26 protein-coding genes are annotated in these 24811 nt (G+C 72.4%); 8 read left to right on the top strand and 18 right to left on the bottom strand.

Features of this window, described 5'->3' with window-relative positions; translation table 11 throughout:
* Positions 1–43: 43 nt before the first annotated feature.
* From AC3RKB_RS13590 to AC3RKB_RS13560, 7 genes are all read right to left on the bottom strand, one after another.
* A complete protein-coding gene (locus tag AC3RKB_RS13590) occupies positions 44–2935 on the bottom strand; it encodes an FtsK/SpoIIIE family DNA translocase (protein ID WP_491436672.1) in 2892 nt (963 codons plus the stop codon).
* A 78-nt stretch (positions 2936–3013) separates the two neighbouring features.
* A complete protein-coding gene (locus AC3RKB_RS13585; RefSeq protein WP_491436671.1) occupies positions 3014–3505 on the bottom strand; it encodes a GNAT family N-acetyltransferase in 492 nt (163 codons plus the stop codon).
* 85 nt (positions 3506–3590) lie between these two features.
* Complete coding sequence (locus AC3RKB_RS13580) at positions 3591–5267, bottom strand: ribonuclease J (protein ID WP_491436670.1); 1677 nt, start codon at positions 5265–5267, stop codon at positions 3591–3593.
* Positions 5268–5384: 117 nt separating this feature from the next.
* Positions 5385–6359, bottom strand: a complete 975-nt coding sequence (dapA, locus tag AC3RKB_RS13575; RefSeq protein WP_491436669.1) for a 4-hydroxy-tetrahydrodipicolinate synthase — start codon at positions 6357–6359, stop codon at positions 5385–5387.
* A gap of 10 nt (positions 6360–6369) precedes the next feature.
* Complete coding sequence (locus tag AC3RKB_RS13570; protein ID WP_491436668.1) at positions 6370–6783, bottom strand: hypothetical protein; 414 nt, start codon at positions 6781–6783, stop codon at positions 6370–6372.
* A 464-nt stretch (positions 6784–7247) separates the two neighbouring features.
* Positions 7248–7778: a dihydrofolate reductase gene (locus AC3RKB_RS13565; RefSeq protein WP_491436667.1), complete on the bottom strand. Its 531-nt coding sequence runs from the start codon at positions 7776–7778 to the stop codon at positions 7248–7250.
* 5 nt (positions 7779–7783) lie between these two features.
* Positions 7784–8593, bottom strand: a complete 810-nt coding sequence (locus AC3RKB_RS13560) for a thymidylate synthase (protein WP_491436666.1) — start codon at positions 8591–8593, stop codon at positions 7784–7786.
* A gap of 134 nt (positions 8594–8727) precedes the next feature.
* Here AC3RKB_RS13560 and AC3RKB_RS13555 point away from each other — a divergent pair, with 134 nt between their 5' ends.
* The 4 genes from AC3RKB_RS13555 to AC3RKB_RS13540 all read left to right on the top strand — a co-directional run bounded on the left by AC3RKB_RS13555 (position 8728) and on the right by AC3RKB_RS13540 (position 11086).
* Entirely contained in the window at positions 8728–9192 is a 465-nt protein-coding gene (locus tag AC3RKB_RS13555; RefSeq protein WP_491436665.1) for a thioredoxin family protein, read from the top strand.
* Entirely contained in the window at positions 9173–9664 is a 492-nt protein-coding gene (locus AC3RKB_RS13550; RefSeq protein WP_491436664.1) for a DUF4395 domain-containing protein, read from the top strand. The genes AC3RKB_RS13555 and AC3RKB_RS13550 overlap by 20 nt, the downstream gene beginning before the upstream one ends.
* 88 nt (positions 9665–9752) lie before the next feature.
* Complete coding sequence (locus AC3RKB_RS13545; RefSeq protein ID WP_491436663.1) at positions 9753–10178, top strand: OsmC family peroxiredoxin; 426 nt, start codon at positions 9753–9755, stop codon at positions 10176–10178.
* 2 nt (positions 10179–10180) lie between these two features.
* Positions 10181–11086, top strand: coding sequence for a TIGR01777 family oxidoreductase (locus AC3RKB_RS13540; protein ID WP_491436662.1), 906 nt, complete (start codon positions 10181–10183; stop codon positions 11084–11086).
* Here AC3RKB_RS13540 and AC3RKB_RS13535 read toward each other — a convergent pair.
* Together AC3RKB_RS13535 and dapB are read right to left on the bottom strand one after the other, a co-directional pair.
* The gene (locus AC3RKB_RS13535) at positions 11058–11501 is read right to left on the bottom strand and encodes a hypothetical protein (protein ID WP_491436661.1); all 444 of its coding nucleotides are present in this window, start codon (positions 11499–11501) and stop codon (positions 11058–11060) included. The two genes, AC3RKB_RS13540 and AC3RKB_RS13535, sit on opposite strands and share 29 nt — an antisense overlap.
* Entirely contained in the window at positions 11498–12247 is a 750-nt protein-coding gene (gene dapB / locus AC3RKB_RS13530; protein ID WP_491436660.1) for a 4-hydroxy-tetrahydrodipicolinate reductase, read from the bottom strand. The genes AC3RKB_RS13535 and dapB overlap by 4 nt, the downstream gene beginning before the upstream one ends.
* 56 nt (positions 12248–12303) lie before the next feature.
* Between dapB and AC3RKB_RS13525 the strand changes: the two genes are divergently transcribed.
* Positions 12304–12780, top strand: coding sequence for a GNAT family N-acetyltransferase (locus tag AC3RKB_RS13525; RefSeq protein WP_491436659.1), 477 nt, complete (start codon positions 12304–12306; stop codon positions 12778–12780).
* A gap of 45 nt (positions 12781–12825) precedes the next feature.
* Here the strand turns inward: AC3RKB_RS13525 and AC3RKB_RS13520 are convergent, their stop codons facing one another.
* The 3 genes from AC3RKB_RS13520 to AC3RKB_RS13510 form a co-directional block, all read right to left on the bottom strand.
* Positions 12826–13431, bottom strand: a complete 606-nt coding sequence (locus AC3RKB_RS13520) for a histidine phosphatase family protein (protein WP_491436658.1) — start codon at positions 13429–13431, stop codon at positions 12826–12828.
* Between the two features lie 28 nt (positions 13432–13459).
* Positions 13460–14845, bottom strand: coding sequence for a M16 family metallopeptidase (locus AC3RKB_RS13515; RefSeq protein ID WP_491436657.1), 1386 nt, complete (start codon positions 14843–14845; stop codon positions 13460–13462).
* Positions 14846–14916: 71 nt separating this feature from the next.
* Positions 14917–16047, bottom strand: coding sequence for an aldo/keto reductase (locus AC3RKB_RS13510; protein WP_491436656.1), 1131 nt, complete (start codon positions 16045–16047; stop codon positions 14917–14919).
* A 159-nt stretch (positions 16048–16206) separates the two neighbouring features.
* On the opposite strand from AC3RKB_RS13510, the gene AC3RKB_RS13505 reads away from it, so the two are divergent.
* Genes AC3RKB_RS13505 through AC3RKB_RS13495 form a run of 3 tightly spaced genes read left to right on the top strand, consistent with a single transcriptional unit; the run spans position 16207 to position 18800 of the window.
* Positions 16207–16962, top strand: coding sequence for a TetR/AcrR family transcriptional regulator (locus tag AC3RKB_RS13505; RefSeq protein ID WP_491436655.1), 756 nt, complete (start codon positions 16207–16209; stop codon positions 16960–16962).
* A gap of 48 nt (positions 16963–17010) precedes the next feature.
* Positions 17011–18006 (top strand): ABC transporter ATP-binding protein, encoded by a 996-nt coding sequence (locus AC3RKB_RS13500; protein ID WP_491436654.1) that lies wholly within the window; start codon positions 17011–17013, stop codon positions 18004–18006.
* Entirely contained in the window at positions 18003–18800 is a 798-nt protein-coding gene (locus AC3RKB_RS13495) for an ABC transporter permease subunit (protein WP_491436653.1), read from the top strand. The genes AC3RKB_RS13500 and AC3RKB_RS13495 overlap by 4 nt, the downstream gene beginning before the upstream one ends.
* A gap of 71 nt (positions 18801–18871) precedes the next feature.
* Here AC3RKB_RS13495 and AC3RKB_RS13490 read toward each other — a convergent pair whose 3' ends face one another.
* The 6 genes from AC3RKB_RS13490 to AC3RKB_RS13465 are packed head-to-tail and all read right to left on the bottom strand — an operon-like array spanning position 18872 to position 24803.
* Positions 18872–20437, bottom strand: coding sequence for a cytochrome b/b6 domain-containing protein (locus tag AC3RKB_RS13490; RefSeq protein WP_491436652.1), 1566 nt, complete (start codon positions 20435–20437; stop codon positions 18872–18874).
* Between the two features lie 3 nt (positions 20438–20440).
* Positions 20441–21427: an electron transfer flavoprotein subunit alpha/FixB family protein gene (locus tag AC3RKB_RS13485; protein WP_491436651.1), complete on the bottom strand. Its 987-nt coding sequence runs from the start codon at positions 21425–21427 to the stop codon at positions 20441–20443.
* Between the two features lie 10 nt (positions 21428–21437).
* Positions 21438–22214 (bottom strand): electron transfer flavoprotein subunit beta/FixA family protein, encoded by a 777-nt coding sequence (locus AC3RKB_RS13480; RefSeq protein ID WP_491436650.1) that lies wholly within the window; start codon positions 22212–22214, stop codon positions 21438–21440.
* Positions 22215–22269: 55 nt separating this feature from the next.
* Positions 22270–23091: an HpcH/HpaI aldolase/citrate lyase family protein gene (locus AC3RKB_RS13475; RefSeq protein ID WP_491436649.1), complete on the bottom strand. Its 822-nt coding sequence runs from the start codon at positions 23089–23091 to the stop codon at positions 22270–22272.
* Positions 23088–23609, bottom strand: a complete 522-nt coding sequence (locus AC3RKB_RS13470) for a MaoC family dehydratase (protein ID WP_491436648.1) — start codon at positions 23607–23609, stop codon at positions 23088–23090. Before AC3RKB_RS13470 ends, AC3RKB_RS13475 begins: the two co-directional genes overlap by 4 nt.
* A 30-nt stretch (positions 23610–23639) precedes the next feature.
* Positions 23640–24803 (bottom strand): acyl-CoA dehydrogenase family protein, encoded by a 1164-nt coding sequence (locus AC3RKB_RS13465; RefSeq protein ID WP_491436647.1) that lies wholly within the window; start codon positions 24801–24803, stop codon positions 23640–23642.
* Positions 24804–24811 lie beyond the last annotated feature (8 nt).

Below are 24811 nucleotides of genomic sequence, written 5' to 3'. Positions count from 1 at the left end.
AGCCGCGGGCGCGACCGCGCCGACGGCCCATGGTCCCGCGCACTCAGTCGCGACCGGTGAGCCCCCAGGCGTCCTCGTCGGAGTCCGCGTCGACCTCCTCGAGGCCTTCGGGGATGCGACCCACCGGATCGTCGTAGCGGTCGTCGACGTCGGACGCGCCGCCCGTCGCGGGCGACGGCATGGGCGCGGCGGCGGCGGTCGGTGCGGCGGATGGCGCGGCCGCCGGCGTCGGCGGCGCCGCGGGCTCCTCGCCACGCAGCTTCGCGAGCACGCCGGGCAGCTGCTCGGGCGTCACGAGCACGTCGCGCGCCTTCGACCCCTCGGACGGACCGACGATCTCGCGGGACTCCAGCAGGTCCATGAGCCGGCCCGCCTTGGCGAACCCGACGCGCAGCTTGCGCTGGAGCATCGAGGTGGAGCCGAACTGCGTCGAGACCACGAGCTCGGCGGCCGCGAGCAGCAGCTCGAGGTCGTCGCCGATGTCGGAGTCGATCTCCTTCCGCTCGACGGCGGCCTCGACGTCGTTGCGGTACTCGGGCCGCGCCTGGCGCGTGACGTGCGTCACGACCTTCTCGATCTCGGCCTCGCTGACCCACGCGCCCTGCACGCGGATCGGCTTCGATGCTCCCATGGGCAGGAACAGCGCATCACCCTGGCCGATGAGCTTGTCGGCGCCGGGCTGGTCGAGGATGACGCGCGAGTCGGTGACACTCGTCACCGCGAACGCGAGCCGCGACGGCACGTTCGCCTTGATGAGGCCCGTCACCACGTCGACCGACGGCCGCTGCGTGGCGAGCACGAGGTGGATGCCGGAGGCACGTGCGAGCTGCGTGATGCGCACGATGGAGTCCTCGACGTCGCGCGGGGCCACCATCATCAGGTCGGCGAGCTCGTCGACGACGACGAGGAGGTACGGATACGGCTTGAGCTTGCGCTCGGAGCCCGCGGGCAGCACGATCTCGTCGCCCACCACGGCCTTGTTGAAGTCGTCGATGTGGCGGAACCCGAACGACGCGAGGTCGTCGTACCGCATGTCCATCTCCTTGACGACCCACTGGAGCGCCTCGGCGGCCTTCTTGGCGTTCGTGATGATGGGCGTGATGAGGTGCGGGACCCCCGCGTATGGGGCGAGCTCGACCCGCTTGGGGTCGATCAGCACCATGCGCACGTCGGAGGGCTTGGCGCGCATGAGCAGGCTGGTGATCATCGAGTTCACGAAGCTCGACTTGCCGGAGCCCGTCGAGCCGGCTACGAGCAGGTGCGGCATCTTCGCGAGGTTCGCCACGACGTATCCGCCTCCGACGTCCTTGCCGACGCCGATCGTCATCGGATGCTTGGCGTTGACGGACGCACCCGATCGGAGCACGTCGCCGAGCGTCACGATCTCGCGGTCGGCGTTGGGGATCTCGATGCCGATCGCGCTCTTGCCGGGGATCGGCGAGAGGATCCGCACCTCGTTCGACGCGACCGCGTAGGCGAGGTTCTTCGACAGCGCGGTGACGCGCTCGACCTTCACGCCTGGGCCGAGCTCGATCTCGTACTGCGTGACCGTGGGGCCGCGCGAGAAGCCGGTGACCTTCGCGTCGACGCCGAACTGCTCGAGCACGCCGGTGATCTGGCGCACCACCTCGTCGTTGGCCGCCGAGCGGGTCTTCGCGGGCGCGCCGGCCGCGAGGGTCGAGGCGGCGGGCAGGTGGTACGGCCGGTCGGGTTCGGGCGCGGCATCGACGGCGACGGATGCCGCGGCGTCGCCGCCCGCACCGGCGCCCGCGGCGCCCGCCCCGGCCGCGACGCCGAGCACCGTCGTCGCGTCGGGGTCGTCACCTTGGAGCCCCGTGCCGCCCTGCGGCACCTCGCCCGTGAATCGCTGCAGCGCGGACTCGGCGCGCTCGAGCTCGTCGATCACGCCCGCGCCGTACGCGTCGGCCGGGCGCGCGCCCTCGAGGGGCGTCTCGAAGCTGCCCGCCGCCGATCCCGGGCCGAACACCTCGGTGATGCCCTCGGCGCCGGCCGCGGCGAAGTCGGGATCCTCCTCGCGGTTCGAGGCGTTGCGGCGCCACCAGGGCAGCAACCCGCCGGCCTGCTCCTCGCCGTCGCCGTCGATGCCGTCGAGCTCGACCTGCTCGGCGCGCTCGCGGCGCGATCGCCGCTTGGGCTTCCCATCCGCCGCGTCGCCGGCCTGCGTTGCGTCGTCGGCGGGCTCGATCCCCCCGAACAGCCACGAGTAGAGCTCGCGGAAGCGCTGCGGGATCCGGTTCGGCGGGGTCTTGGTCAGGATGAGCAGCGACAGCAGCCCGAGCAGCACGAGCACGATCGCCGCGCCGAAGTCGGTGATCAGGAGGGCGAGGGGCTGCGCGAGCATCCAGCCGAGGATGCCGCCGGCCTGCGCGAGCACGGCCATGCCCTCGCTCGGCGACGGCTGCCCGCCGAACAGGTGGCACAGTGCCGAGACGGTGAGCAGCAGCATCCCGAGCCCGATGCCGATGCGCGTGTTGTCGTGCACCGAACTCGGGTGCCGGAACAGCCACACCGCGAACATCAGCATGACGACGGGGAGGGCGAACGCCACCCGGCCGAAGAGACCGCCGAACGTGTAGGCGTCGAGCGTCTGCGCGACCGGATCGTTGATGAGGAACCACTCGACGATCGCGCCGGCGACCGCCAGCAGCACCAGGAAGAAGGGCAGGCCGTCGCGGCGCTCCTCCTTCGCGAGCGTCTCGGGGCCGAGCGCGCGGGCCGCGCCGCCGGTGAGGTGGGCCAGGCCCATCCACGCGCGCACGAGGACGCCCGGACCCTCCTTCGGCGCGGCGGCCGCCTTGGACGTGCGCGCGTTCGAACGCTGCGCCGGAAGCTTCTTGGTGGGTGCCGTGCGCGCCGACGAGCCGCGCCCGGACGCGCCCGAGGCACGACCGTTCGACCTGGTGCTCGTAGCCATGGGTCCCACGTTACGGCCCGCCGCCGACGCGAGCCGTGAGGCCGCGCGAGTGTCGGCGCACTGCCGGGACGCCGTCGCTCAGCGGAGCAGTCGCACCATGGTGTCGCGGTCCTGCGTCGTGGCGACGACCGTGAACCCCTCCGAGCGGTAGAGCTCGTGCGCGAAGTTGCCGTGCTCGACCGAGAGCGCGAGCCGCGCATACCCCTCGGTGCTCGCCCGTTCGGCGAGCGCCTGCAGCAGCGCACGCCCGATGCCCTGCGCGCGCCAGATCGGGCGCACGCCGATGATGAGCTCGGGCACGCCGGCCGCGACGAATCCCAGCGATCGGCGGTCGGCGCCGAACAGGCGGTACCACGCGGCGCCGATGGGGCGGCTGTCGGCGTCGAGCGCGACCACGCCGCGATCGGCCGGACGCTGCCATCCGGCGATGTAGGCGCCGTGGCGGGCGTCGGCGAGGATCGCGGGACGCGGACGCGTGGCCCCGGCTCGCCAGTTCGCGGCCTCGACGACCATGTCGGCGAGGAATCCGCCGTCCGCCGGAACGGCGGTTCTGATGGTGTAGTCCGCCATGCGCGGAGGATACGCGCGCGGTGTTACGGCCGTGTTTCCGTGCGAGCGGATGCTGCGGCATCCGCCCGCACGTCGCCGGCCGTCCCTAGGCCTCGATGACCAGGGGCACGAGCATCGGACGCCGTCGGAGCCGCCGGTTCACCCAGCTGCCCAGCGTGCGGCGCACCGTCTGCTGGAGCGCTCGGGGGTCGCGCACGCCGTGGTGCGCGGCGTCGGCGAGCGCGGCGACGATCTTCGGCTTGACGTCCTCGAACACCGCGTCGTCCTCGGCGAAGCCGCGCGCGTGGATCTCGGGGCCGACGATGACCTGGCCCGTCGTCGCGTCGACGACGATGATGACCGAGATGAAGCCCTCCTCGGAGAGGATGCGGCGGTCCTTGAGGTCGGCGTCGGTGATCTCGCCGACGGTCGATCCGTCGACGTAGACGAAGCCGAGGTCGAGCTGGCCGACGATGTCGACGCGGCCGTCCTTCAGGTCGAGCACGGTGCCGTTCTCGGCGAGGAAAGTGCGCTCGGCAGGGATGCCCGTGTCTTGCGCGAGGCGCGCGTTGGCGACCAGGTGACGATACTCGCCGTGGATCGGCAGCACGTTCCTCGGCTGGAGGATGTTGTAGCAGTAGAGCAGCTCGCCGGCCGCGGCGTGCCCCGAGACGTGCACCTTCGCGTTGCCCTTGTGGACGACGTTCGCGCCGAGCCGGGTGAGCCCGTCGATGACGCGGTAGACCGCGTTCTCATTGCCCGGGATCAGGCTCGAGGCGAGGATCACCGTGTCGCCCTCGCCGATCTCGATCTGGTGGTCGCGGTTGGCCATGCGGCTGAGCACGGCCATCGGCTCGCCCTGCGACCCGGTCGACATGTAGACGATGCGGTCGTCGGGGATGTCGCCCGCCTTCTTGAAGTCGACGAGCACGCCCTCGGGCACGTCGAGGTACCCGAGGTCGGCGGCGATGGTCATGTTGCGCACCATGCTCCGGCCGAGGAGCGCCACGCGGCGCCCGTTCTGGTGCGCGGCGTGCAGCACCTGCTGCACGCGGTGAACGTGGCTGGAGAAGCTCGCGACGATCACGCGGCGCGGCGAGCGGGCGATGACCTCGTCGAGCACCGGCCCGATGGCGCGTTCGAGCGGCGTGAACCCCGGCACGTCGGCGTTGGTCGAGTCGACGAGGAACAGGTCGACGCCCTCCTCGCCGAGGCGGGCGAACTCGCGCAGGTCGGTGAGCCGGCCGTCGAGGGGCAGCTGGTCCATCTTGAAGTCGCCCGTGGCGAGCACGGTGCCGGCATCCGTGCGGATGGCGACCGCGAGGGCGTCGGGGATGGAGTGGTTGACCGCGATGAACTCGAGGTCGAACGGTCCGAGCTTCTCGTGCTGCCCCTCCTTCACGGTGAGGCTGTAGGGCTGGATGCGGTGCTCCTTGAGCTTCGCCTCCACGAGCGCGAGCGTGAGCTGCGATCCGACGAGCGGGATGTCGGCACGCAGCTTCAGCAGGTACGGCACGGCGCCGATGTGGTCCTCGTGGCCGTGGGTCAGGACGACCGCGACGACGTCGTCGAGGCGGTCGCGCAGGAATCCGAAGTCGGGCAGGATCAGGTCGACGCCGGGCTGGTGCTCCTCGGGGAAGAGCACGCCGCAGTCGACGATGAGCAGCTTGCCGTCGATCTCGAAGCTCGTCATGTTGCGGCCGACCTCGCCGAGGCCGCCGATCGGGATGACGCGGAGTGTGCCGGCCTCGAGGGGCGCGGGGTCGATGACTTCGTCGGGCATGTGCCCTCCTCACGTTCAGTGTTCAGTTCGGTGCGACCCTCGGGGCCGCGGATGTCTCGAGGCGGGCGCCCAACGGGCGACGCGTGCGACCCGCCGTCACGTGCCGCCCGCCGCGCGTCAGCGCGTGGTGCCGGCCACCTTCGGCAGCGCGCCGCCGGCGGCGGCGTTGCGGTCGGGGCGGAAGTTGTGGAAGTCGACGCCGGGGATGCCCTGCACGAGGTCGATCTCGTCCTCGATGAGCGCGGCCTCCCACTCCTCGGGGCCGACGAGCGGCAGGCGCACGCGCGGCGAGCCGATACGGCCGAGGCCGTGCAGGATGTACTTCGCCGCGACCGTGCCGGGCACGTGCGTCATGACCGCGCGCACGAGCGGCTCGAGCCGCATGTGCTCGGCCGTGGCCGCCTTCAGGTCGCCCGCGTTCACGGCGTCGACCATCGCCCGGTACGGCGCCGGCGCGATGTTGGCCGTGACGCCGATGAGCCCGGTCGCGCCGATCGAGAGGTGCGGCAGCACGTTGGCATCGTCGCCCGAGAAGTACATGAGGTCGGTCTGGTTCAGGACGCGGCTGACCTCGCTGAAGTCGCCCTTCGCATCCTTGATGGCGAGGATGTTGGGGTGCTTGGCGAGGCGCAGGATCGTCTCGTACCGGATCGGCACCCCAGTGCGACCCGGGATGTCGTACAGGATGACCGGGAGGTCCGTGGCATCCGCGACCAGGCGGAAGTGCGTCAGGATGCCCGCCTGCGTCGGCTTGTTGTAGTACGGCGTGACGATCATGATGCCGTCGGCGCCGACCTGCTCGCTGTGCCTGTACAGCTCGATCGCGTGGGCGGTCTCGTTCGAGCCGCCCCCGGTGATGATCTTCGCGCGACCGGATGCGACGTCCTTGCCGACCTCGACGAGCTTGATCTTCTCGGGGTCGGTGAGCGTCGAGGTCTCGCCGGTGGTGCCGGTGACGACGATGCCGTCGGCGCCCGCGTTGATGACGTCGTCGATGTGCTTCTCGACCCCGGGCCAATCGACCTCGCCGTCCGCCGTCATCGGCGTCACGAGCGCGACCAGCACCTGTCCGAAGGGGTTTTCCGCAGTCACGTGCTCAAGGCTATCGTCCCGCGCGCCCGCACCGCTCCCACTGCCGCCGGGCGGCGCCGAGCTCGACCGCCGCGCGATCTCCCCTCGGCGGATGTCGCGCCCAGTGCAGCCTCACGTCGCCCCACCCGTCGTCGGGCTCTCGTGCCACCGCGTGCGCCGGCATCTCGACGTGCAGGACGCCCTCGTCGTCGACGGGCTCGCCATGGAAGCGGAGGGCGCTCGCGCACGCCAGGCGCCCACCGATGCGGCACGCTCGCACCGCGTCGACGTCCGTGTCGGGCAGCGCGTACCACGCCTGGCGGACCCGGATCAGGCGCTCCCTCGCGACGAGGAGTCGAACCGTCTCGTCGTCGAGTCCCATCCGCCGCAGGTCGGACCTGCGTGCGATCCCACCGAGGGCCGCCGTCTCGCGCTCGAATCTCACCCTCTGAGTCTGCCGACCGGCGATCGCCCCCGTCCGGCCCCACCTCCCCCGCAGCGAACTCGACGCCTTCACCGCCTGTGGAGGAGGACTGCCCGCCGACCCACGACGCAACCGACCCCGCGACGCGCGCCCGGAAGCGCGGACGGAACGAAGCCAGCCAGGCTCCCCCACCGCATCGCGCTCCGACTCCTGGAAACGAGGACAGAGCCACCCCGGTTTTCCCGAAGCCAAGGACGAAACGAGGCCGCCCCGACTCCTCAAGAACACGGATGAAACGTGCCCTCCCCAACTCCTGAAAACAAGGACAGGGCAATCCCGACTCCTCAAGAACACGGATGAAACGTGCCCTCCCCAACTCCTGAAAACAAGGACAGGGCCGGGTGTCCTTGGTTTCAGGAGTCGCGCGGCCCAAACGGGCCGTCCGGAGGTTCCGAATCGAACCGGCGGTGGATCGTCGCGCCGGATCAGCGCTCCAGGGTGAGGAAGCGGTAGCGGATTCCGGTGCGGGAGGTGTGCCATCCGGTGGCCGGGTCGACCACGACCGCGCGCCAGTCGGGGGTGCGGGTCGGCGCCAGGGTGTCGCCGTCGACGTCGAGGTCGAGCTCGGTGACGAGGAGGCGATCGGCCGAGCCGATCGTGCGGGCGAAGAGCTCGGCACCGCCGATGACCCAGATCCAGCCCTCGGCGTCGGACGCCGCGAGTGCGAGCGCCTCGTCGACGGAGGCCGCGCGCACGGCACCGTCGGCCGCCCACCCGTCCTGACGCGTCACGACGATGTTCGCGCGGCCGGGCAGCGGCCGGAAGCGCTCCGGAAGGGAGTCCCAGGTGCGGCGGCCCATCACGACGGGTTCGCCGTCCGTCGTGCGCTTGAAGTGCGCGAGGTCCTCTGGCACGTGCCAGGGCATGCCGCCACCGGCGCCGATGACGCCGCCGTGCGCCTCGGCCCAGATCAGGCCGACGCGCGGCGAACCGCCGTCCGCCCCGCTGCCGCTCATGCTGCTCATACGGCGACGGCGGCCCGGATCGCCGGGTGGTGCTCGTATCCGACGACCTCGAAGTCCTCGAACCGGTAGTCGTCGATCGAATCGGGCCGACGCGCGATGCGCAGCGTCGGCGACGGGAACGGCTCGCGCTCGAGCTGCAGGCGCACCTGGTCGACGTGGTTGTCGTAGATGTGGCAATCGCCGCCGGTCCAGACGAAGTCGCCGACCTCGAGCCCGGTCTGCTGGGCGACCATGTGGGTGAGCAGGGCGTACGAGGCGATGTTGAACGGCACACCGAGGAAGAGGTCGGCGCTGCGCTGGTACAGCTGGCACGACAGGCGCCCGTCGGCGACGTGGAACTGGAACAGCGCGTGGCACGGCGCGAGCGCCATGTCGGGGATGTCGGCCGGGTTCCACGCCGACACGATGAGCCGTCGCGAGTCGGGGTTCGTGCGGATCTGCTCGACCACCTGCGCGATCTGGTCGACCTGCTCGCCCGACGGCGTCGGCCACGAACGCCACTGCACGCCGTAGACCGGTCCGAGCTCGCCCGCGGCATCCGCCCACTCGTCCCAGATCGTCACGCCCTGCTCCTGCAGCCAGCGCACGTTCGACTCGCCGCGCAGGAACCAGAGCAGCTCGTAGGCGATCGACTTGAAGTGCACGCGCTTGGTCGTGACGAGCGGGAAGCCCTGCGAGAGGTCGAACCGCAGCTGCCGGCCGAACACGCTGCGCGTTCCGGTCCCGGTGCGGTCGGACTTCGGGGTGCCGTGCTCGAGCACGTCGCGGAGCAGGTCTTCGTACGGGGTCGGGATCGCGCTGGCCACGGGCTCAAGGCTACGCCCGCTCGGCCGGGCGGCCGGCAGGCGCGGCGGACGGGCGGACGGCGCGCCGCGCCGCCCCACGTCACCCGACGTCACAACGGCGCGGTGCGGCCCGGCCCGCGCGTAGCATCCGCTTCATGGATCTCGTGCCCGCGCTCGTCGCCGGACTCGGGCTGCCGCTCGTGGCGCTCGTGGCCGGCCTGGCGTGGAAGGCGCGCGACGGCCGCGTGCGTGCGGTCGCAGCACCGGCGGCGTCGCTCGACGGCCGTGACGCGCACGATCTCGGCCTCGACGCCGGCCGGCTCGGAGCCGACGCCACGCTCGTCCAGTTCTCGACGGAATACTGCAGCCGCTGCCCCGCGACGGCGCGCGCACTCGAGTCCCTCGCCGGCGGCTACGACGGCGTGCGCCACGTCGAGATCGACCTGACCCACGACCCCGCCCTCGCCGACCGCTTCCACGTGACCCAGACGCCGACCGTGCTCGTCCTCGACGCGCACGGCTCGACCGCCGGCCGCGTTGCGGGCGTGCCGCGCACCGACGACCTCCGCTCGCTCATCGACGACCTCACCGGGAGGCACCGTGTCCCGCACCACGCCTGAGTCCGCCGGCACCGCCGCGCCCGGCGGGCGGCCCGGCATCGACCCGCGCGGGCCGCGATTCACGGCGACGATCACGGCCGCGCTGCTGCTCGTGACGGCCGTGCTCGGCTTCGGCGGGCTCGACCTCGCGGCGCTCCTCCTCCTCGCCGCGATCGCCGCCGTGTTCGCCTGGAGCGCGGTCGCCGGGGTGGCGCGCAACCCGTTCGGGCTCGTGTTCCGCTCGCTCGTACGCCCCCGGCTCGCGCCGCCGACCGAGCTCGAGGACCCGCGTCCGCCGACGTTCGCACAGCTCGTGGGCTTCATCGTGACGGGCACGGGCGTCGTGCTCGGCCTGTTCGGGCTCGACCTCGCGGTGCCGATCGCCGCCTCGCTCGCGTTCGTCGCCGCGTTCCTCAATGCCGCGTTCGGGTACTGCCTGGGCTGCCAGATCTACCTGCTGCTCGTCCGCGCCCGCGTCATCCGAACCGCCTGAGCCGTACCGCGCGCGCCGCCGCGCTGCGACTGCCGCGCGCGCCATCCGCTCGCTAGGCTGGAGTCCCCGTCTCCCGAGGAGGACCCGAATGGCACTGACGAGCGAATCCACCACGGTCTGGAACGGCACCCTGTTCGAGGGGTCGGGGCACACGCGCCTCGACTCGTCGAAGGTCGCCGAGTTCGACATGGACTGGAAAGCCCGGTCCGAGGGCGAGGCCGGGGTGACCAACCCCGAGGAGCTCCTGGCCGCGGCGCACTCGGCGTGCTTCTCGATGGCGTTCTCGCTCGCGCTCGCCCAAGCCGGTCACACCCCCGAGAGCATCCAGACGACGGCAGCCGTCACGTTCCAGCCCGGCGAGGGCATCACGGGGAGCCACCTGCTCGTGAGCGCCCGCGTGCCGGGCATCACCGAGGCCGAGTTCGAGCGCATCGCCGACGAGGCCAAGGCGAACTGCCCGATCTCGAAGGCGTTGGGCGGCACGGCCATCACGATCGAAGCCGAGCTCGCGTAACGGTGCACGTCCTCGTCGCCGGCGCCTCCGGCTTCATCGGCTCCGCCGTCACCTCACGCCTCTCCGAGGAGGGGCACGAGGTGCTGCGACTCGTTCGCCGGCGCGCGTCGGCCGCCGACGAGGTGAGCTGGTCGCCGGCGTCCGGGATCATCGACTTCACGGTCATGGACCGCGTCGACGCGGTGCTGAACCTGTCGGGCGCGTCGATGACCCGCCTGCCGTGGACGCGCGGGTACCGCGACGAGATCCTCGAGTCGCGCGTCGCGGCGACGCGGACCCTCGCCGAGGCGATGCTGAAGTCCGCGTCGCCGCCGTCGGTGTTCCTCAGCGGCTCGGCGGTCGGCATCTACGGCGACCGGCCGGGCGAGCTGCTCACCGAGCATTCGCACCCCGGCACCGGGTTCCTCGCCGACGTCGTCGGGCGCTGGGAGGCCGCGGCGCAGATCGCACCGCACGAGACCCGCACGGTGCTGCTCCGCACCGGCATCATCGTGGGCCGCGGCGGCGCCTTCAAGCCCATCATGCGCCTGACCAAGGCCGGCGCGTCGGGCCGGCTCGGCACCGGCGGGCAGCACTGGCCGTGGATCGCGCTCGATGACGAGGTGGGTGCGATCATGCACCTGCTGCACGGGTCGATGGCGGGCCCGGTCAACCTCGTGGGTCCGACGCCGGCGACGGCGGATCGGATCATGTCCGCGGTGGCCGAGCGCCTGCACCGGCCCTACGTGATCCCCGTGCCCGAGCCCGTGCTGAAGCTGGGACTGGGGTCGGCCGCCGAGGACCTGCTCCTGTCGAGCCAGAAGGTCCGCCCGCAACGGCTGATCGACGACGGCTACCGGTTCCGGTACCCCACCTTCGAGTCCGCGTTGGACGCGATGCTCAGTCCTGAGCCCGCTCCAGTCCGATAGCCGTCCGGACCGCGCGACGTGCCCGCCGGCGGTCGCCTGCGGCGTCGTAGGCGAGTCCGAGCCGCAGCCAGGCCCGCCACGAGTCGGGCTCGGCCTCGACCGCCTCGCGGAACGCGGGGAACGCAGCATCCGCCGCAGCCCGCTCCGGACGACCGCTCGGCCGCAGCGGCAGGCCCAGGTCGAGCCCGCCCTCGGCCTCGAGGCGCTCGACGAGCCGCTGCGAACGGACGCCGAACTGCAGCTCGCGCCAGATCGCCCAGGCCGCGATCACCGGAAGCACGAGCAGCGCGACGCCCATCGCGATCGCGACGGGCTCGCCGGTCTGCACGAACTGCACCGCGCGCCATCCGACGAGCGCGACGTAGAGCGCGAGCAGCACCGCCATGACGACGGCGCCGGCCTTCGCACCGCTCATCGCACGCCGGGCAGCTCGAGGCCGAGCAGCGCGTCGAGGCCGACGGTGACGCCCTCGGTCGTGCCGGCGCTGCGCAGGGCGAGCAGGATGCCCTTCTCGTACGCCGAGGAGGAGACCGTCGTGTGCACGATCGAGAGGGTCTCGCCGTCGCCGCCGAGCACGACGCGCTGGTCGGCGAGGATGCCCGCCATCCGCATGCTGTGCACGGGCACGCCCGAGACGAGCTGGCCGCGGGCGCGCTGGTCGGCGTGCGGCGCCGACACCGGGCCCTCGTCGCCGCGCGCGGCGGCGATCAGCTCGGCCGTGCGCACCGCGGTGCCCGAGGGCGAGTCGACCTTGCCGGCGTGGTGGGCCTCGACGATCTCGATCGAGTCGAAGTGGTGGGCGGCGAACGCGGCGAAGGCCGAGCCGAGCACGCTGCCGACCGAGAAGTTGGGCACGAAGATCACGCCGGGCGCGTCCTCGAGGTCGCGCAGTCGCCGCTCGACCTCGGCGATGCGCTCGCGCGACCAGCCCGAGGTGCCCACGACGACGGGGATGCCCGCCTCGATGGCGGCCTCGACGATCGCGGGGCTCGCGGCGGGGTGCGTGACGTCGAGCACGACGTCGGCACCCTCGAGCTCGTCGAGGCTCGAGGCGGAGTCGAGGCCCGCGTGCAGCTCGAGGTCGTCGGCCTCGTCGATCAACCGGGCGGCGAGGCGCCCCATCTTCCCCGTCGCGCCGGCAACCGCCACCCTGATCGTCACGACGTTCACCCTAGCAACCGGGCGAATGGCGCCGACGGCCGCCCTAGGCTGGGCCCATGCTGCGCTTCCGCGACGCCGCCGTCTCCGACCCCGACGCCCATCGCCTCCTCGGCGACTACTTCGCCGAACGGGCGGCGGGCTTCCCGCGTGAGCAGGGCGAGTACCGCCCGACCTGGCCCGAGGATGCCGCGTTCACGCCGCCCGCGGGGGTGTTCCTGCTCGTCGTCGACGACGAGGGGCGCGCGGTCGGCTGCGGAGGGATCCGCCGCATCGAGCCCTCGGCCGAGAAGCGCGTGCGGTTCGAGGTCAAGCACCTGTGGCTCTCGCCCGAAGGCCGGGGCCACGGCGAAGGACGGCGCCTGCTGCGCGAGCTCGAGCGCCGAGCCGCCGAGTTCGGCGCCGAGGAGGTCGTGCTCGACACGAACGCGAGCCTCGAGGCCGCGGGCGGGCTCTACCGCTCGAGCGGGTACGTCGACATCGCGCCGTACAACGCGAATCCGAATGCGACGAACTGGTACGGCAAGCAGCTCTGACGCGCACCGGCCCGCCGGCTGCGGAGGCGAGCCGGGCCCGAGCCCTCAGATCGCGAACTGCTCCGGCAGCCCGGTGCGCAGCTCGGGCGGCAGGTGGGCGAGGTCGTTGTGGACGAGCAGCGTCCACGGACGACCCGGCGCGCGCTGGGTGAGCACGGTGAGACCGCAGTTGGCCTGGTTGATCGTCGCCCAGCGCCACTCGGGCGCGCCGAGCACCTCGCGGACGAACCATCCGATGACGAAGTTGTGCGTGATGAGCAGGTCGTGGCGGTCCTCGCGATGCGAGCGGAGGAACTCGGCGTTCGCGTCGGCCATCTGCGCGCGCCCGGCCTCGAAATCGAGCTCGGTGAACGAGCCGAAGAACGGCGCGTACGCCGAGGGCGTCTCGGGCGCCGGCCCGGAGGGCACGCAGTCGAACAGCAGCGCCGACGGCTCGGGCTGGAGCGCGGGCATCTTCATCGCGATGATGTCGGCCGTCTCGGCCGCGCGCTGCAGGGGCGAGTGGTAGGCGGCGTCGAACGGGATGCCTCCGAGCCGCTCGCCGAGCAGTTCGGCCTGGCGCCGGCCTCGCGGAGACAGTGGTCCGTCCTGGAGGCCGTGCTCGGCGTCGAGCTGCTCGCCGTGGCGGACGAGGTAGAGGTGGTGGGGCACGTCGGGTCCTGGTGTGATCGGGCGTCGCTCAGGCGACGTCGGTGCGGGGTTCGGGTCGGTCGACGACCGAGCGGAAGGCGTCCTCCTGGACGGGACCGACCGCTACGAGCGAGAAGGGCCGGTCCGCGAGGTCGGCGGCGAGCGCGCGCACGTCGTCGCCGGTGACGCGCCCGACGCGGCGCAGGGCCTCGTCCAGGTCGGCGAACTCGCCGAGCGCGAGCTCGGCGCGGCCGAGCCGCGACATCCGCGTGTCGCTGTCTTCGAGCGCGAGCGCGGAGGCGCCGCCGAGGTACCCGGCGGCGCGCTCGAGCTCGTCGGCCGTGACGCCGTGGTGTGCGAGGCGCTCGAGCTCGGTGCGCATGAGCGCCGCGACGGTCGCCGCATTCTTGGGGGCGCACCCGGCGTACATGCCGAACACGCCGGCATCGGAGTAGCCGGGCGCGAAGGAGTACACCGAATAGGCCAGCCCGCGGCGCTCGCGGATCTGCTGGAACAGCCGGGACGACATGCCGGCGCCGAACACGGTGTTCAGCACGCTGAGCACCGCGCGGCGGTCGTCGGTCGCGACGAGCCCGGGCACGCCGAGCACGAGGTTCACCTGCTCGCCGGGCTTCTCGACGACGGTGAGCGGCGCGGTGCCGTCGAGCTGCGGCGCGTCGGTCGAGCGCCGCGATTCGGGTGCGGCCGCCTCGTCGAGCCGCCAGCCGGCGCCGTCGAGCGCGGCCGTGAGCCCGGCGACGAGGGCATCGTGGTCGACCGCGCCCGCGGCCGTCACGACGAGGTCGCGCGGCCGGTAGTTGGCACGGTAGTGCTCCCACACGGCGTCGCGCGTCGCGGCATCGATCGCGGCGGGGTCGCCGCCGATCGGCCGGGCGAGCGGATGGCGCCCCAGCACGGCCTCGAAGAAGCGCTCGTTGGCGACGTCGGCCGGGTCGTCGCCGGCCATCGCGAGCTCCTCGAGGATGACCCGCCGCTCGCTCTCGAACTCCTCGGGATCGAGCACCGAGGAGGTGAACATGTCGGCGAGGACCTCGACGGCCATGGGGAGGTCGCGATCCTGCACCTTGGCGTAGTAGCAGGTGTACTCCTTGGCCGTGACGGCGTTGTGCTCGCCGCCGACGGAGTCGAAGGAGATCGCGATGTCGAGCGCGCTGCGCGTCTCGGTGCCCTTGAAGAGCAGGTGCTCGAGGAAGTGCGTGGAGCCGTGCGTGGCCTGGTGGCCGCTGTCGGCGGCGTGCTCGTCGCGTGAGCCGACCGCGACCCAGAAGCCGATCGTGGCGCTGCGGCTGCCGGGGACGCGCTCGGTGAGCACGCGGATGCCCGACGGCAGGACCGAGCGACGCACCAGGGTGTCTCCGGCGGCGCGGAACTCCAGCTCGGGTTCGCCCAGGGACAGTTCGACGGCGCCGTTCACGCGTTCCAGCCTATGTCACCCTCCCGACGCCCGGCGGTCGGCGCGGCCGAACCGCGACCGCCCCGGCATGCTCAGGCCGAGGCGCGGTCGAGCTCGACGATCTCGGAGCGGTGCAGCACGAGGTTGGCCGCGGCCACGAGCGCGTCGACCTGCTCGGGGCGGCTGGCGCTCGCGACGGGCGCGACGACCGTGGGCCGGCCGAGCAGCCAGGCGATCGCGATCGCGGCGGGCACGGTGTCGTGGGCGGCGGCGACCTCGTCGAGCGCCCGGAGCACGCGGAGCCCGCGCCGGCCGAGGTGGCGGGCCTGGCGTTCGCCGCGCGCGTCGCGGCGGAGGTCGGCCCGTCGTCGCACGCGACCGCCGAGGAACCCGTTCGCGAGCGCGAAGTAGGGCAGCACCGCGAGGCCCTGGGCGTGCGCGACGAGTTCGGGCGCGCCCTCGAAGTCGCGGCGCTCCATGAGGTTGTAGCGGGTCGTGAGCACCTGGAAGCGCGGGAGCCCGTTCGCGGCGAGGACGCGTGCCTCGATGAGGCGCTCGGGCGAGAAGTCGGAGGCGCCGATCGCGAGCACCTTGCCCGCGGTGATGAGCGCGTCGACAGCGCCCAGGCTCTCCTCGAGCGGGATCGCGGGGTCGTCGCCGTGGAAGCAGAGGAGGTCGATGCGGTCGGTGCCGAGACGGGTCAGCGACTCGTCGACGGCCGCGGCGATCGACTCGGGCGCGAGGCCGCGCCGGTCGGGATGGCGGCCCACCTTCGTGATCACCCGGACCCGGTCGCGGACGCCGCGGTTCGCCATCCACCGGCCGATGATGGTCTCGCTGCGTCCGGCGGCGTAGCTGTCGGCGGTGTCGACGAGGTTGCCGCCCACGCCGGCGAACCGGTCGAGGATGTCGGCCGCGTCGTCGGCGCCGACGGTCCACCCGAACGTGCTGGCGCCGAGTGCGAGCGGGTGCACCGCGAGGCCGGTCTCGCCGAGGGGAAGGCGCCGGGGCACGGTGATCGGGCCCGAGAACGCGTTGGTCTCGATATCCTCGGTCGTGGGCGTGCGCGCCAGCGCCGCCTCGACCGGTCCCGTGACCTCCAGCCGCTGGTCGACCTCGACGGGGCCCGGCAGTTCGAGCGCCCCCGTCGTCGCGCGCGCGTCGGCGCCCCGCGGGTCGCTCACCGCGCGCCGCGGACCGTACTGTGCGTGCTTCCGTGCCACGCGATCCCCCTCCCCAGGATTGCATCGAGCGTATGCGGCCTCGAAACCCCGTCCGTGACGGATCGGGTGAAGCGTTACCCAATCGTTGGTGAACAGTCCTCATTTGCCGAATGGATGACGCATTGCGTCGCGCCTGAACGTTCGTTTAGCATGTTGAACATGCGTTCAGTGCCTCATGAGGATGCCACGACGCGGGCCCGCATCCGCGACGCCGCGATCGCGAGGTTCGGCGCGCACGGATTCGGACGCACGAGCGTCCGCGAGATCGCCGCCGACGCCGGCGTCAGTCCGGCGCTCGTCATCCACCACTTCGGCTCGAAGGCCGAGCTGCGGGGCGCGTGCGACGACTGGCTGGTCGCCCGGCTCATCGGCGAGAAGGAGCGGCTCGGCGCCCCGGCGGTCGCCTCGACGATCCGCGAGTGGCTCGACGACCCGGGTCGCTTCCGCGCGTACCTCGACTACGTCTCGAGCATGCTCGCCGACGGCACCGAGGGCGGGGCGCGACTGTTCGACCTGCTCCTCGCCGAGACGCGCGCGATGCTCGACTCGGGGGTCGAGGACGGCAGCATGCGCCCCTCGAGCGACCCCGAGCTCCGGGCGGCCCTCATCACGCTGTACGGCATCGCGCCGCTGCTGCTGCGCGACCAGCTCGCACGCGTCCTGGGCGCGCCGCTCGACTCCCCCGCCACACTCCGGCGGATGACCGTGCCGACGCTCGAGCTCTACACGCATGGCCTGTACGCCGACGACCGACTCCTGGACGCCGCGCGCGCGGCCGTCGTCGGCGACGGCGCGACGGGCGGAACGGCCGCCGCGACCGCCACCGACGCCGTGCCGCAGGTCCGCTCCGACAAGGGCCCCGGCAACCCCAACCAGGACCCCGACCCGCCGATCGACGAAGCCGCTCGCGGCTGACGCCCGCGACATCCGCCACGTCGTCATCGATCACGGGAAAGGACCAGCATGCGCACCACCACCAGTTCCACCACCACGACCACGGAGACCGCCGTCTCGACGCGCGGCCTCGTCAAGCGCTACGGATCGACCACCGCGCTCCACGGCATCGACCTCGACATCCCGCGCGGCAGCGTGTTCGGGATGATCGGGCCGAACGGCGCCGGCAAGACCACCACGATGCGGCTGCTGCTCGACATCATCCGCCCCTCCGGCGGCGAGCTCAGCGTGCTCGGCGAGTCACCGCGCCGGGGCGGTGCAGCGCTGCGCCGCCGCATCGGCTACCTGCCCGGCGAACTGCACCTCTCGACGCGCGTGAAGGGCCGCGAATTCCTGGCCCACTATGCCGAGATCTCCGGGCCGGTGCGCCCCGCCGCGATCGACGGCCTCGCCGACCGCCTCGGCGTCGACCTCGGCCGGCCGGTGCGCAGCCTGTCGAAGGGCAACAAGCAGAAGATCGGCCTGATCCAGGCGTTCATGCACGAACCCGAGCTGCTCGTGCTCGACGAGCCGACCAGCGGGCTCGACCCGCTCGTACAGCAGGAGTTCCACGCGATGCTGCGCGAGGCGCGCGCCAACGGGCAGACCGTGTTCCTCAGCTCGCACGTGCTGAGCGAGGTGCAGCAGACCGCGCACGAGATCGCGATCCTGAAGGCGGGTCGCATCGTCGAGCAGTCGACGGTGGCGGCGCTCCGCGAGAACGCCGTGCGTCACGTGCGGCTCACGGTCGCCGAGGCGGATGCTGCGGCAGCGCGCACCACGCTCGATGCGCTGCCCGGCGTGGGCGAGGTGGCCTCCGTGCCGAACGGCCCCGGCACGGTCGCCCTCTCGGCGACGCTCGACGCACACGTCGACGCGTTCGTGAAAGCCGTGTCGCGTCTCGAGGTCGTCGACCTCACGATGGAGGAGCCCGACCTCGAGGAGATGGTGCTCGCCTACTACGGCACCGACCTCACGGCGACGCCCGATACCGACGAGGCCTCCCGGAAGGGGGCGAAGCGATGAACCGCGTGCTCCCCCTCTTCCGTCGTTCGATCCTCGACGGTTGGCGCGGCCTCGTCGGTTGGACCATCGGCATCCTCGTCGCGCTGTTCCTGTACCTGCCGCTGTACCCGTCCTTCGGCGGCAACGGCCAGATGCAGCAGATCATCGACACGCTGCCGCCCGAGTTGGTCAGGTCGCTCAACTACGACCAGATCGCCTCCGGGCCGGGATACGCGCAGGCGACCTTCTTCGGACTCATCGGCTTCGTGCTCGTGACGATCGCCGCGGTCGGCTGGGGCACGGACGCGATCGCGAACGACGAGGAGAACGGGCAGCTCGAGCTCACGCTCGCGCACGGCGTCACGCGCGGGCAGGTCTTCGCCGAGCGAACGGCCGCCGTCCTCGTCAAACTCGCGTGGCTCGCGCTCGTGAGCGTGGCGGTCGTGGCGATGCTGAACGAGCCGGCCGAGTTGGGCATCGAGTTCCCGAACCTGGTCGCCACCGCGACGGCGTTCTTCGGGCTGGTCTCCCTCGCCGCGATCGCCGCGATCGCCGTGGGCGCCCTCACGGGCCGACGCTCGTGGTCGGTCAGTGCCGGCGCGGGCGTGGCCGTCTACGCGTACGCGCTCAACGCGCTCGGCAACCAGAGCGATGACCTGGCGTGGCTGCACGACTGGTCGCCGTACAGCTGGGCGTACGGCGAGTCGCCGATCATGAACGGCTGGAACGGCACGATCTGGCTCAGCTTCGCGGTCATCGCGGTGCTGCTCCTGGTCGGATGGCTGGTCTTCCGCCGCCGCGACGTCGCGGTCTGACCGAGGCGAGCGGATGCCGCGGCGCGCGCCCCCCGGCGGGGCGCCGCGTCGCGGCATCCGCTCGTCGGCTGCTATCGCCCGACCTTGCCGAACAGTCCGGCGATCGGCGCGAGCACCGACGGGCGGGCGGCGATCCACGCTGCCGCGATGACGACGATCGAGGCGACGAAGAGCCAGAATCCCAGCCAGCCGTCGGCGTCCTGCGCCGCGAACATCGCGTTCAGGTTGCGCAGCGCACCGGTCGTGAAGACGAGGGTCACGTGGACGACGATGAACGCGACGAAGTACAGCATGACCGGGAAGTGCACGGCGCGAGCCCACTCGACCGGGTAGATCCGGCTGAGCGTCGTGGCGTTCTTCGGCCACAGCCCCGACATCCGCACCCCGGTGATCGCGGCGAGCGGCGCGGCGATGAAGATCGTCGCGAAGTACGCGAGCACCTGGAGGCTGTTGTAGTTGACCCAGCCGTCCTCGAGCGGCCAGTCCAGCGAGAGGTACTGCAGCCCCGCCGAGATCGCGTTCGGGACGACCTCCCAGCTGGTCGGCACGACGCGCATCCACTGGCCCGTCGCGAACAGGAGCACGACGAAGACGAGCCCGTTCACGAGCCACAGGATGTCGAGGGACTGGTGGAACCACAGCGTGAGGCTGATCCTGCCCTGACCGCCCTTCGACCAGCGCGGCGTCCAGGTCGCCGGTGGCCGCCGTTCGGTGCGCACCTGCAGGCCCGAGCGGATGATCAGCACCATGAGGAAGACGTTGAAGAAGTGCTGCCAGCCGAGCCAGGCCGGGAGCCCGACGGGCGCACCCTCGGGCAGCGGCGTCACTCCGGGGTAGGTCGCCATGAAGTCCTGCATGACCTCGAGCCCGAGGAACCACCTCGTGCCCTGGACGACGATGGTCGCCGCGCCGATGATCGCGAGGATACCGACGACGGATGCGCCGACCCGCTGCGTCACGGTCAGCTGCCCGAAGCGCGTCAGGCCCGTCTGGGCTGGGGCGCTCGGCGCCGGCGCCGGCGCGGCGGGCGCGGGCGCTACGGCGGCGGGCACCGCGGGTGCCGGCACCTCGGCTTCGACGGCCGGTGCGGATGTCGCCACCGACGGCGCGGACTCGGCGGGCGCTGCCGATGCGTCCACCGGAGCCGGTGCGGTGGGCTCCGCGATCGGTGCGACCGCCGCGGCCGGCGGCCACGGCTCTCCCCCGGGGAGCCTCGGGAGCCCGCGGCGCAGTCCCGACCCGGCCGCCACGGTCGAAGCGGCCGTCGACGCCGGCGCTGCAGGCTGCCGTGCCGGCGCCGTCGGGGCGGCCGGTTCGGCGACCGGCTCGCCCATTGCTGCGTGCGGTGGGGCGGCCGCGGCATCCGTCACCTCGACGTTCGCGGCACGGCCCGCCTCGCCGGGATCGGGCCACGGCAGCCCGCCGCGCACGCGCGGAAGCCCGCTTCGCAGCCGACGACCCGATGCGACGTCGACGGTCGCGACGTCGGTGAGGACCGGGGACGATACGGCCGGCGCCGTCGCGGGCGCGTCGGACGACGTGACGACGGGCCCGCCGGCCGTGTCGCCGGCGGGCGGCCAGGGCTCACCGCCGTGCCGGCGAGGCAGTCCCCTGCGCAGGTTCCCGACACCCGCCACGGGTCACCGCTTCCGCTCGGCGAGCGCGGTGATCAGTTGCGGCACGACCGTGAAGACGTCGCCGACGACGCCGAAGTCGGCGACCTCGAAGATGGGCGCGTCGGGGTCCTTGTTGACGGCGACGATGTTCTTGGCCGTCTGCATCCCCGCCTTGTGCTGGATCGCACCCGAGATGCCGAGCGCGACGTACAGCTGCGGTGAGACCGAGACACCCGTCTGGCCGACCTGGTGGTTCGCCGGGATGTAGCCGGCGTCGACGGCCGCGCGCGACGCGCCGACGGCGGCGCCCAGCGCGTCGGCGAGCTCCTCGACGAGCGCGAACTTCTCGGCCGAGCCGAGGCCGCGACCGCCCGAGACGACCCGCTTGGCTCCCCGCAGCTCGGGTCGGCTCGAGGTCTCGGTCACGGCCTCGACCGACTCGATCGTGGCCGACGGCGCACCCGAGGCCGCCACCTCGAGGGTCTCGAGGGCCACCGGCCGTGCCTCGGCGCGCGCGTCGACGGCACCCTGCCGCACGGTGACGACGAGCGGTCCGAAGGTGGCCGCGGAGTCGACGTTGTAGGCGCCGCCGTAGACGGAGTGGTGGGCGAGGACGCCCTCGTCGTCGCGCGAGACGCCGACCGCGTCCACGGCGATCGGTGCGCCGGTGCGGGCGGCGAACCGGCCCGCGATGTCGCGGCCCTCGATCGAGTTCGAGATGAGCACCGCCTCGGGCGCGACGCGCGACGCGGCCGCGGCCAGCGCGTCGACGTGCGGGATCGTGAGCTCGGACTGCGCCGAGGCGCTCTCGACGGCGAGCACGCGCTCGGCGCCGAGCGCCGCCGCCTGCTGGGCGAGCGACGACGCCTGGCCGGGCGTGGTGACGGCGAGCGCGACGGGCGTGCCGATCGTCGAGGCGGCCGCGAGCAGGCCGGCGGCGCTCGACGCGAGCTCGCCGCTCGGCGTGGCCTCGAGCACGACGAGGATGGGGGCTGCAGGGTGGTCGGTCATCATCGTCCTCTCAGACCAGACGGTTCTCGATCAGGAACTCCGCGATCTTCGTGCCGCCGTCGCCGTCGTCGGTGATCTTGGTCCCGGCCGTGCGCGGGGGCTTCTCGGCGATGGCGGTCATGATCGACCAGGCGACGGAGAGGTCCTCGGGCTCGATGCCGAGGTCGGCGGCGCTCACCGTCTCGAACGGCTTCTTCTTCGCGGCCATGATGCCCTTGAAGTTGGGGAATCGGGCGTCGGGGAGCGCCTCGGTGATCGAGATGACTGCCGGCAGCGGCGCGCTCACGCGCATCGTGCCGCCGTCGACGTCACGCGTGCCCGCCACCGAGCCGTCGGCGATCTCGACGGCTGAGAGCGCGGTCGCGTTCGGCACCTCGAGCAACTCGGCGAGCATGGCGGGGATCACGCCGCCGCTGCCGTCGGTCGAGAGGTTGCCGGTGATGACGAGGTCGAACCCGGTGCGTCGGATCGCCGCGGCGAGGGTGCGCGCGGTGAGGCCGAGGTCGGCGGCGGCCAGGCCGGGGTCGGCGATGTGCACGGCCGATCCGGCTCCCATCGCCAGGCCCTTGCGGATCGTGGTCGCGGCGCTCTCGGCGGCCATCGACATGACGACCACCTCGGTGTCGGCGTGCGCGTCGGCGTAGCTGAGCGCCACTTCGAGCGCCCGCTCGCCGATCTCGTCGAGCACGGCCTCGCTCGCGCCGCGGTCGGCGAGCCCGGTCTCGAGGTCGAGCCTCCGCGATCCCCACGTGTCGGGGACCTCCTTCACGAGGACGATGATCTTCATCGGGCCCGGGTCCTTTCCCTCGACGGCGAGCTGCGGCGCTCACCGGAACCTGTCATCACTGCCGCGCCCGCCGGACGACCGCCTCGGCCTGCCGGAGAAGCGGCGCGTCGACCATCTGCCCGCGGAAGGCGAACACGCCGTCGCGTTCGCGCACGGCGGCCTCGGCGAGCAGCGCTCGCGCCCACTCCAGTCGCTCAGGGCTCGGCGCGTACGCCGCCCGGACGACCTCGGCCTGGCCGGGGTGCACGCACGCCGTGGCGGCGAAGCCGAGCGCAGCCGCGTCCTCGGCCTCGGCGCGGAGTCCGTCCGCATCGGCGAGGTCGAGGTGCACCGCGTCGATCGCCGCCACGCCCTGCGCCCCCGCGGCGAGCAGCACCTGGGACCTGGCGTGTCGCGCGAGGTCGCGGTATCGACCGTCGGGGTATCGGCTGGAGGAGCCGCCGACCGAGGCGACGAGATCCTCCGCGCCCCACATCATGGCGGTCACGATCGGCACCGACGCGATGTCGGGCGCGGCGAGCACGCCGCGCGCGGTCTCGCACAGCGCGATCACGTCGAAGTCCTCGAGCGCCACGAGGTCGGCCGTGCCCTCGCACTTGGCGAGCATGACGGTGCGGTACGAGGTGCGCCGAAGCGTCGCGAGATCATCGGAGAGATGCGGTGTGGACGCCGGGTTCACGCGCACGATGACGCGATCGGGGTCGAGCGGGTTCGCCACGAGCGACTCGCGGGCCGCCGACTTCGCGACCTCGGCCACGGCGTCCTCGAGGTCGAGGATCACCGCGTCGGCGCGCTGCACGGCCTTGGCGTAGCGGTCGGGCCGGTCGGCCGGGCAGAAGAGGAGCGCGGGACCGAAGGCGAACGGGGGGTGCGTCATCCGCTCACCTCGCCGTTCCGGCGGGACTGCCGCTCGCCCGCCTCGCGCGTCCAGACGAGCATCGTGCGCGACGCCGTCGCGACCACCTCGCCGGCCTGGTTCCGCGCGGTGTGGCCGAGCGCCACGATGCCCTCTCCGGGTCGCGACGACGAGAGCCGCTTCGACTCGACGACGCTCTCGCCGTACAGGGTGTCGCCCACGAACACCGGGTTCGGGAACGCGACGGCCCCGAACCCGAGGTTGGCGACCAGCGTGCCCTGGGTGAGCTGGCCGACCGACTGGCCCACGAGGGTCGACAGCGTGAACAGCGAGTTCACGAGGATGCGCCCGAACGGCTGGCGCGCCGACCATGCCGCGTCGAGGTGGAGCGGCTGCGGGTTCATGGTGAGCGTCGTGAAGAGCACGTTGTCGGCCTCCGTCACGGTGCGACCAGGACGGTGCAGGTAGCGTACGCCCTCCTCGAACTCCTCGAACCAGAGTCCACGCTGCACGACCTCGCGCATCGCGGCATCCGTCATGGTGCTCCCTCCTCCGTTCAGCCGAGCCGCCTAGGCGGCCAGCCCGAGCTCGCGCGCGATGACCATGAGCTGCACCTCGTTCGTGCCCTCGCCGATCTCCAGGATCTTCGAGTCACGATAGTGCCGGGCCACGGTCGTCTCGTTCATGAAGCCCATGCCGCCGAAGATCTGGGTCGCGTCGCGGGCGTTCAGCATGGCGGCGTCGCTCGAGACCAGCTTCGCGATCGCGGCCTCCTTCTTGAACGGGAGGCCGGCGTCGGCACGGCGCGCCGCGTCGTGCCAGGCGAGGCGTGCCGTGTGAACGCGCGCCTGCATGCCCGCGATGGTGAACGCGATGTACTGGTGGCTCGCGATCGGAACGCCGAAGACGTTGCGCGTCTTCGCATAGGCCAGCGCCTCGTCGAGGCAGCCCTGGGCCGCGCCCGTCGCGAGGGCGGCGATCGCGATGCGGCCCTCGTCGAGGGCACGGAGGAAGTTGGCGAAGCCGCGTCCGCGCTCGCCGAGCAGGTTGCCGGCCGGCACCCGGACGTCGTCGAAGGTCAGCGGGTGCGTGTCGGAGGCGCGCCATCCGGACTTGTCGTAGCCGGGCCCCACGGTGAACCCGGGCGTGCCGTTCGGCACGATGATCGTGGAGAGCTCCTTCGACGTGGAGCCGTCGGGGCGGTTCCGCTCCCCGGTCACCGCCGTGACGGTGACGAACGAGGTGATCGGCGTGCCCGAGTTGGTGATGAACTGCTTGGAGCCGTTGACGACCCACTCGTCGCCGTCGAGCACGGCCGTCGTCCGCGTGGCGCCGGCGTCGGAACCGGCCTCGGGCTCGGTCAGGCCGAAGCCGGCGAGCGCGCGTCCGGCCACGAGGTCGGGCAGGAAGCGGGCCTTCTGCTCGTCGGTGCCGTGACGGTAGATCGGCATCGCGCCGAGGCCCACGCCGGCCTCGAGGGTGATCGCGATCGACTGGTCGACGCGGGCGAGCGCCTCGATCGCGAGGCACAGCGCCATGTAGTCGCCGCCCTGGCCGCCGACCTCCTCGGGGAAGGGCAGGCCGAAGAGCCCGAGCTCGCCCATCTGGGCGACGACGTCCATCGAGAGCTCGTGCGAGCGGTCGGCCTCGTAGGCCTGCGGTGCGACGACGGTGTCGGCGAACTCGCAGACCATGTCGTACAGCTGCTGTTCCTCGTCGGTCAGGTCGTGCATGGTGCTCC

The organism is Agromyces capsici, assembly GCF_058349965.1.
Note: the sequence above shows the minus strand (reverse complement) of the source record. Positions and strands in the feature narration are given on the sequence as shown.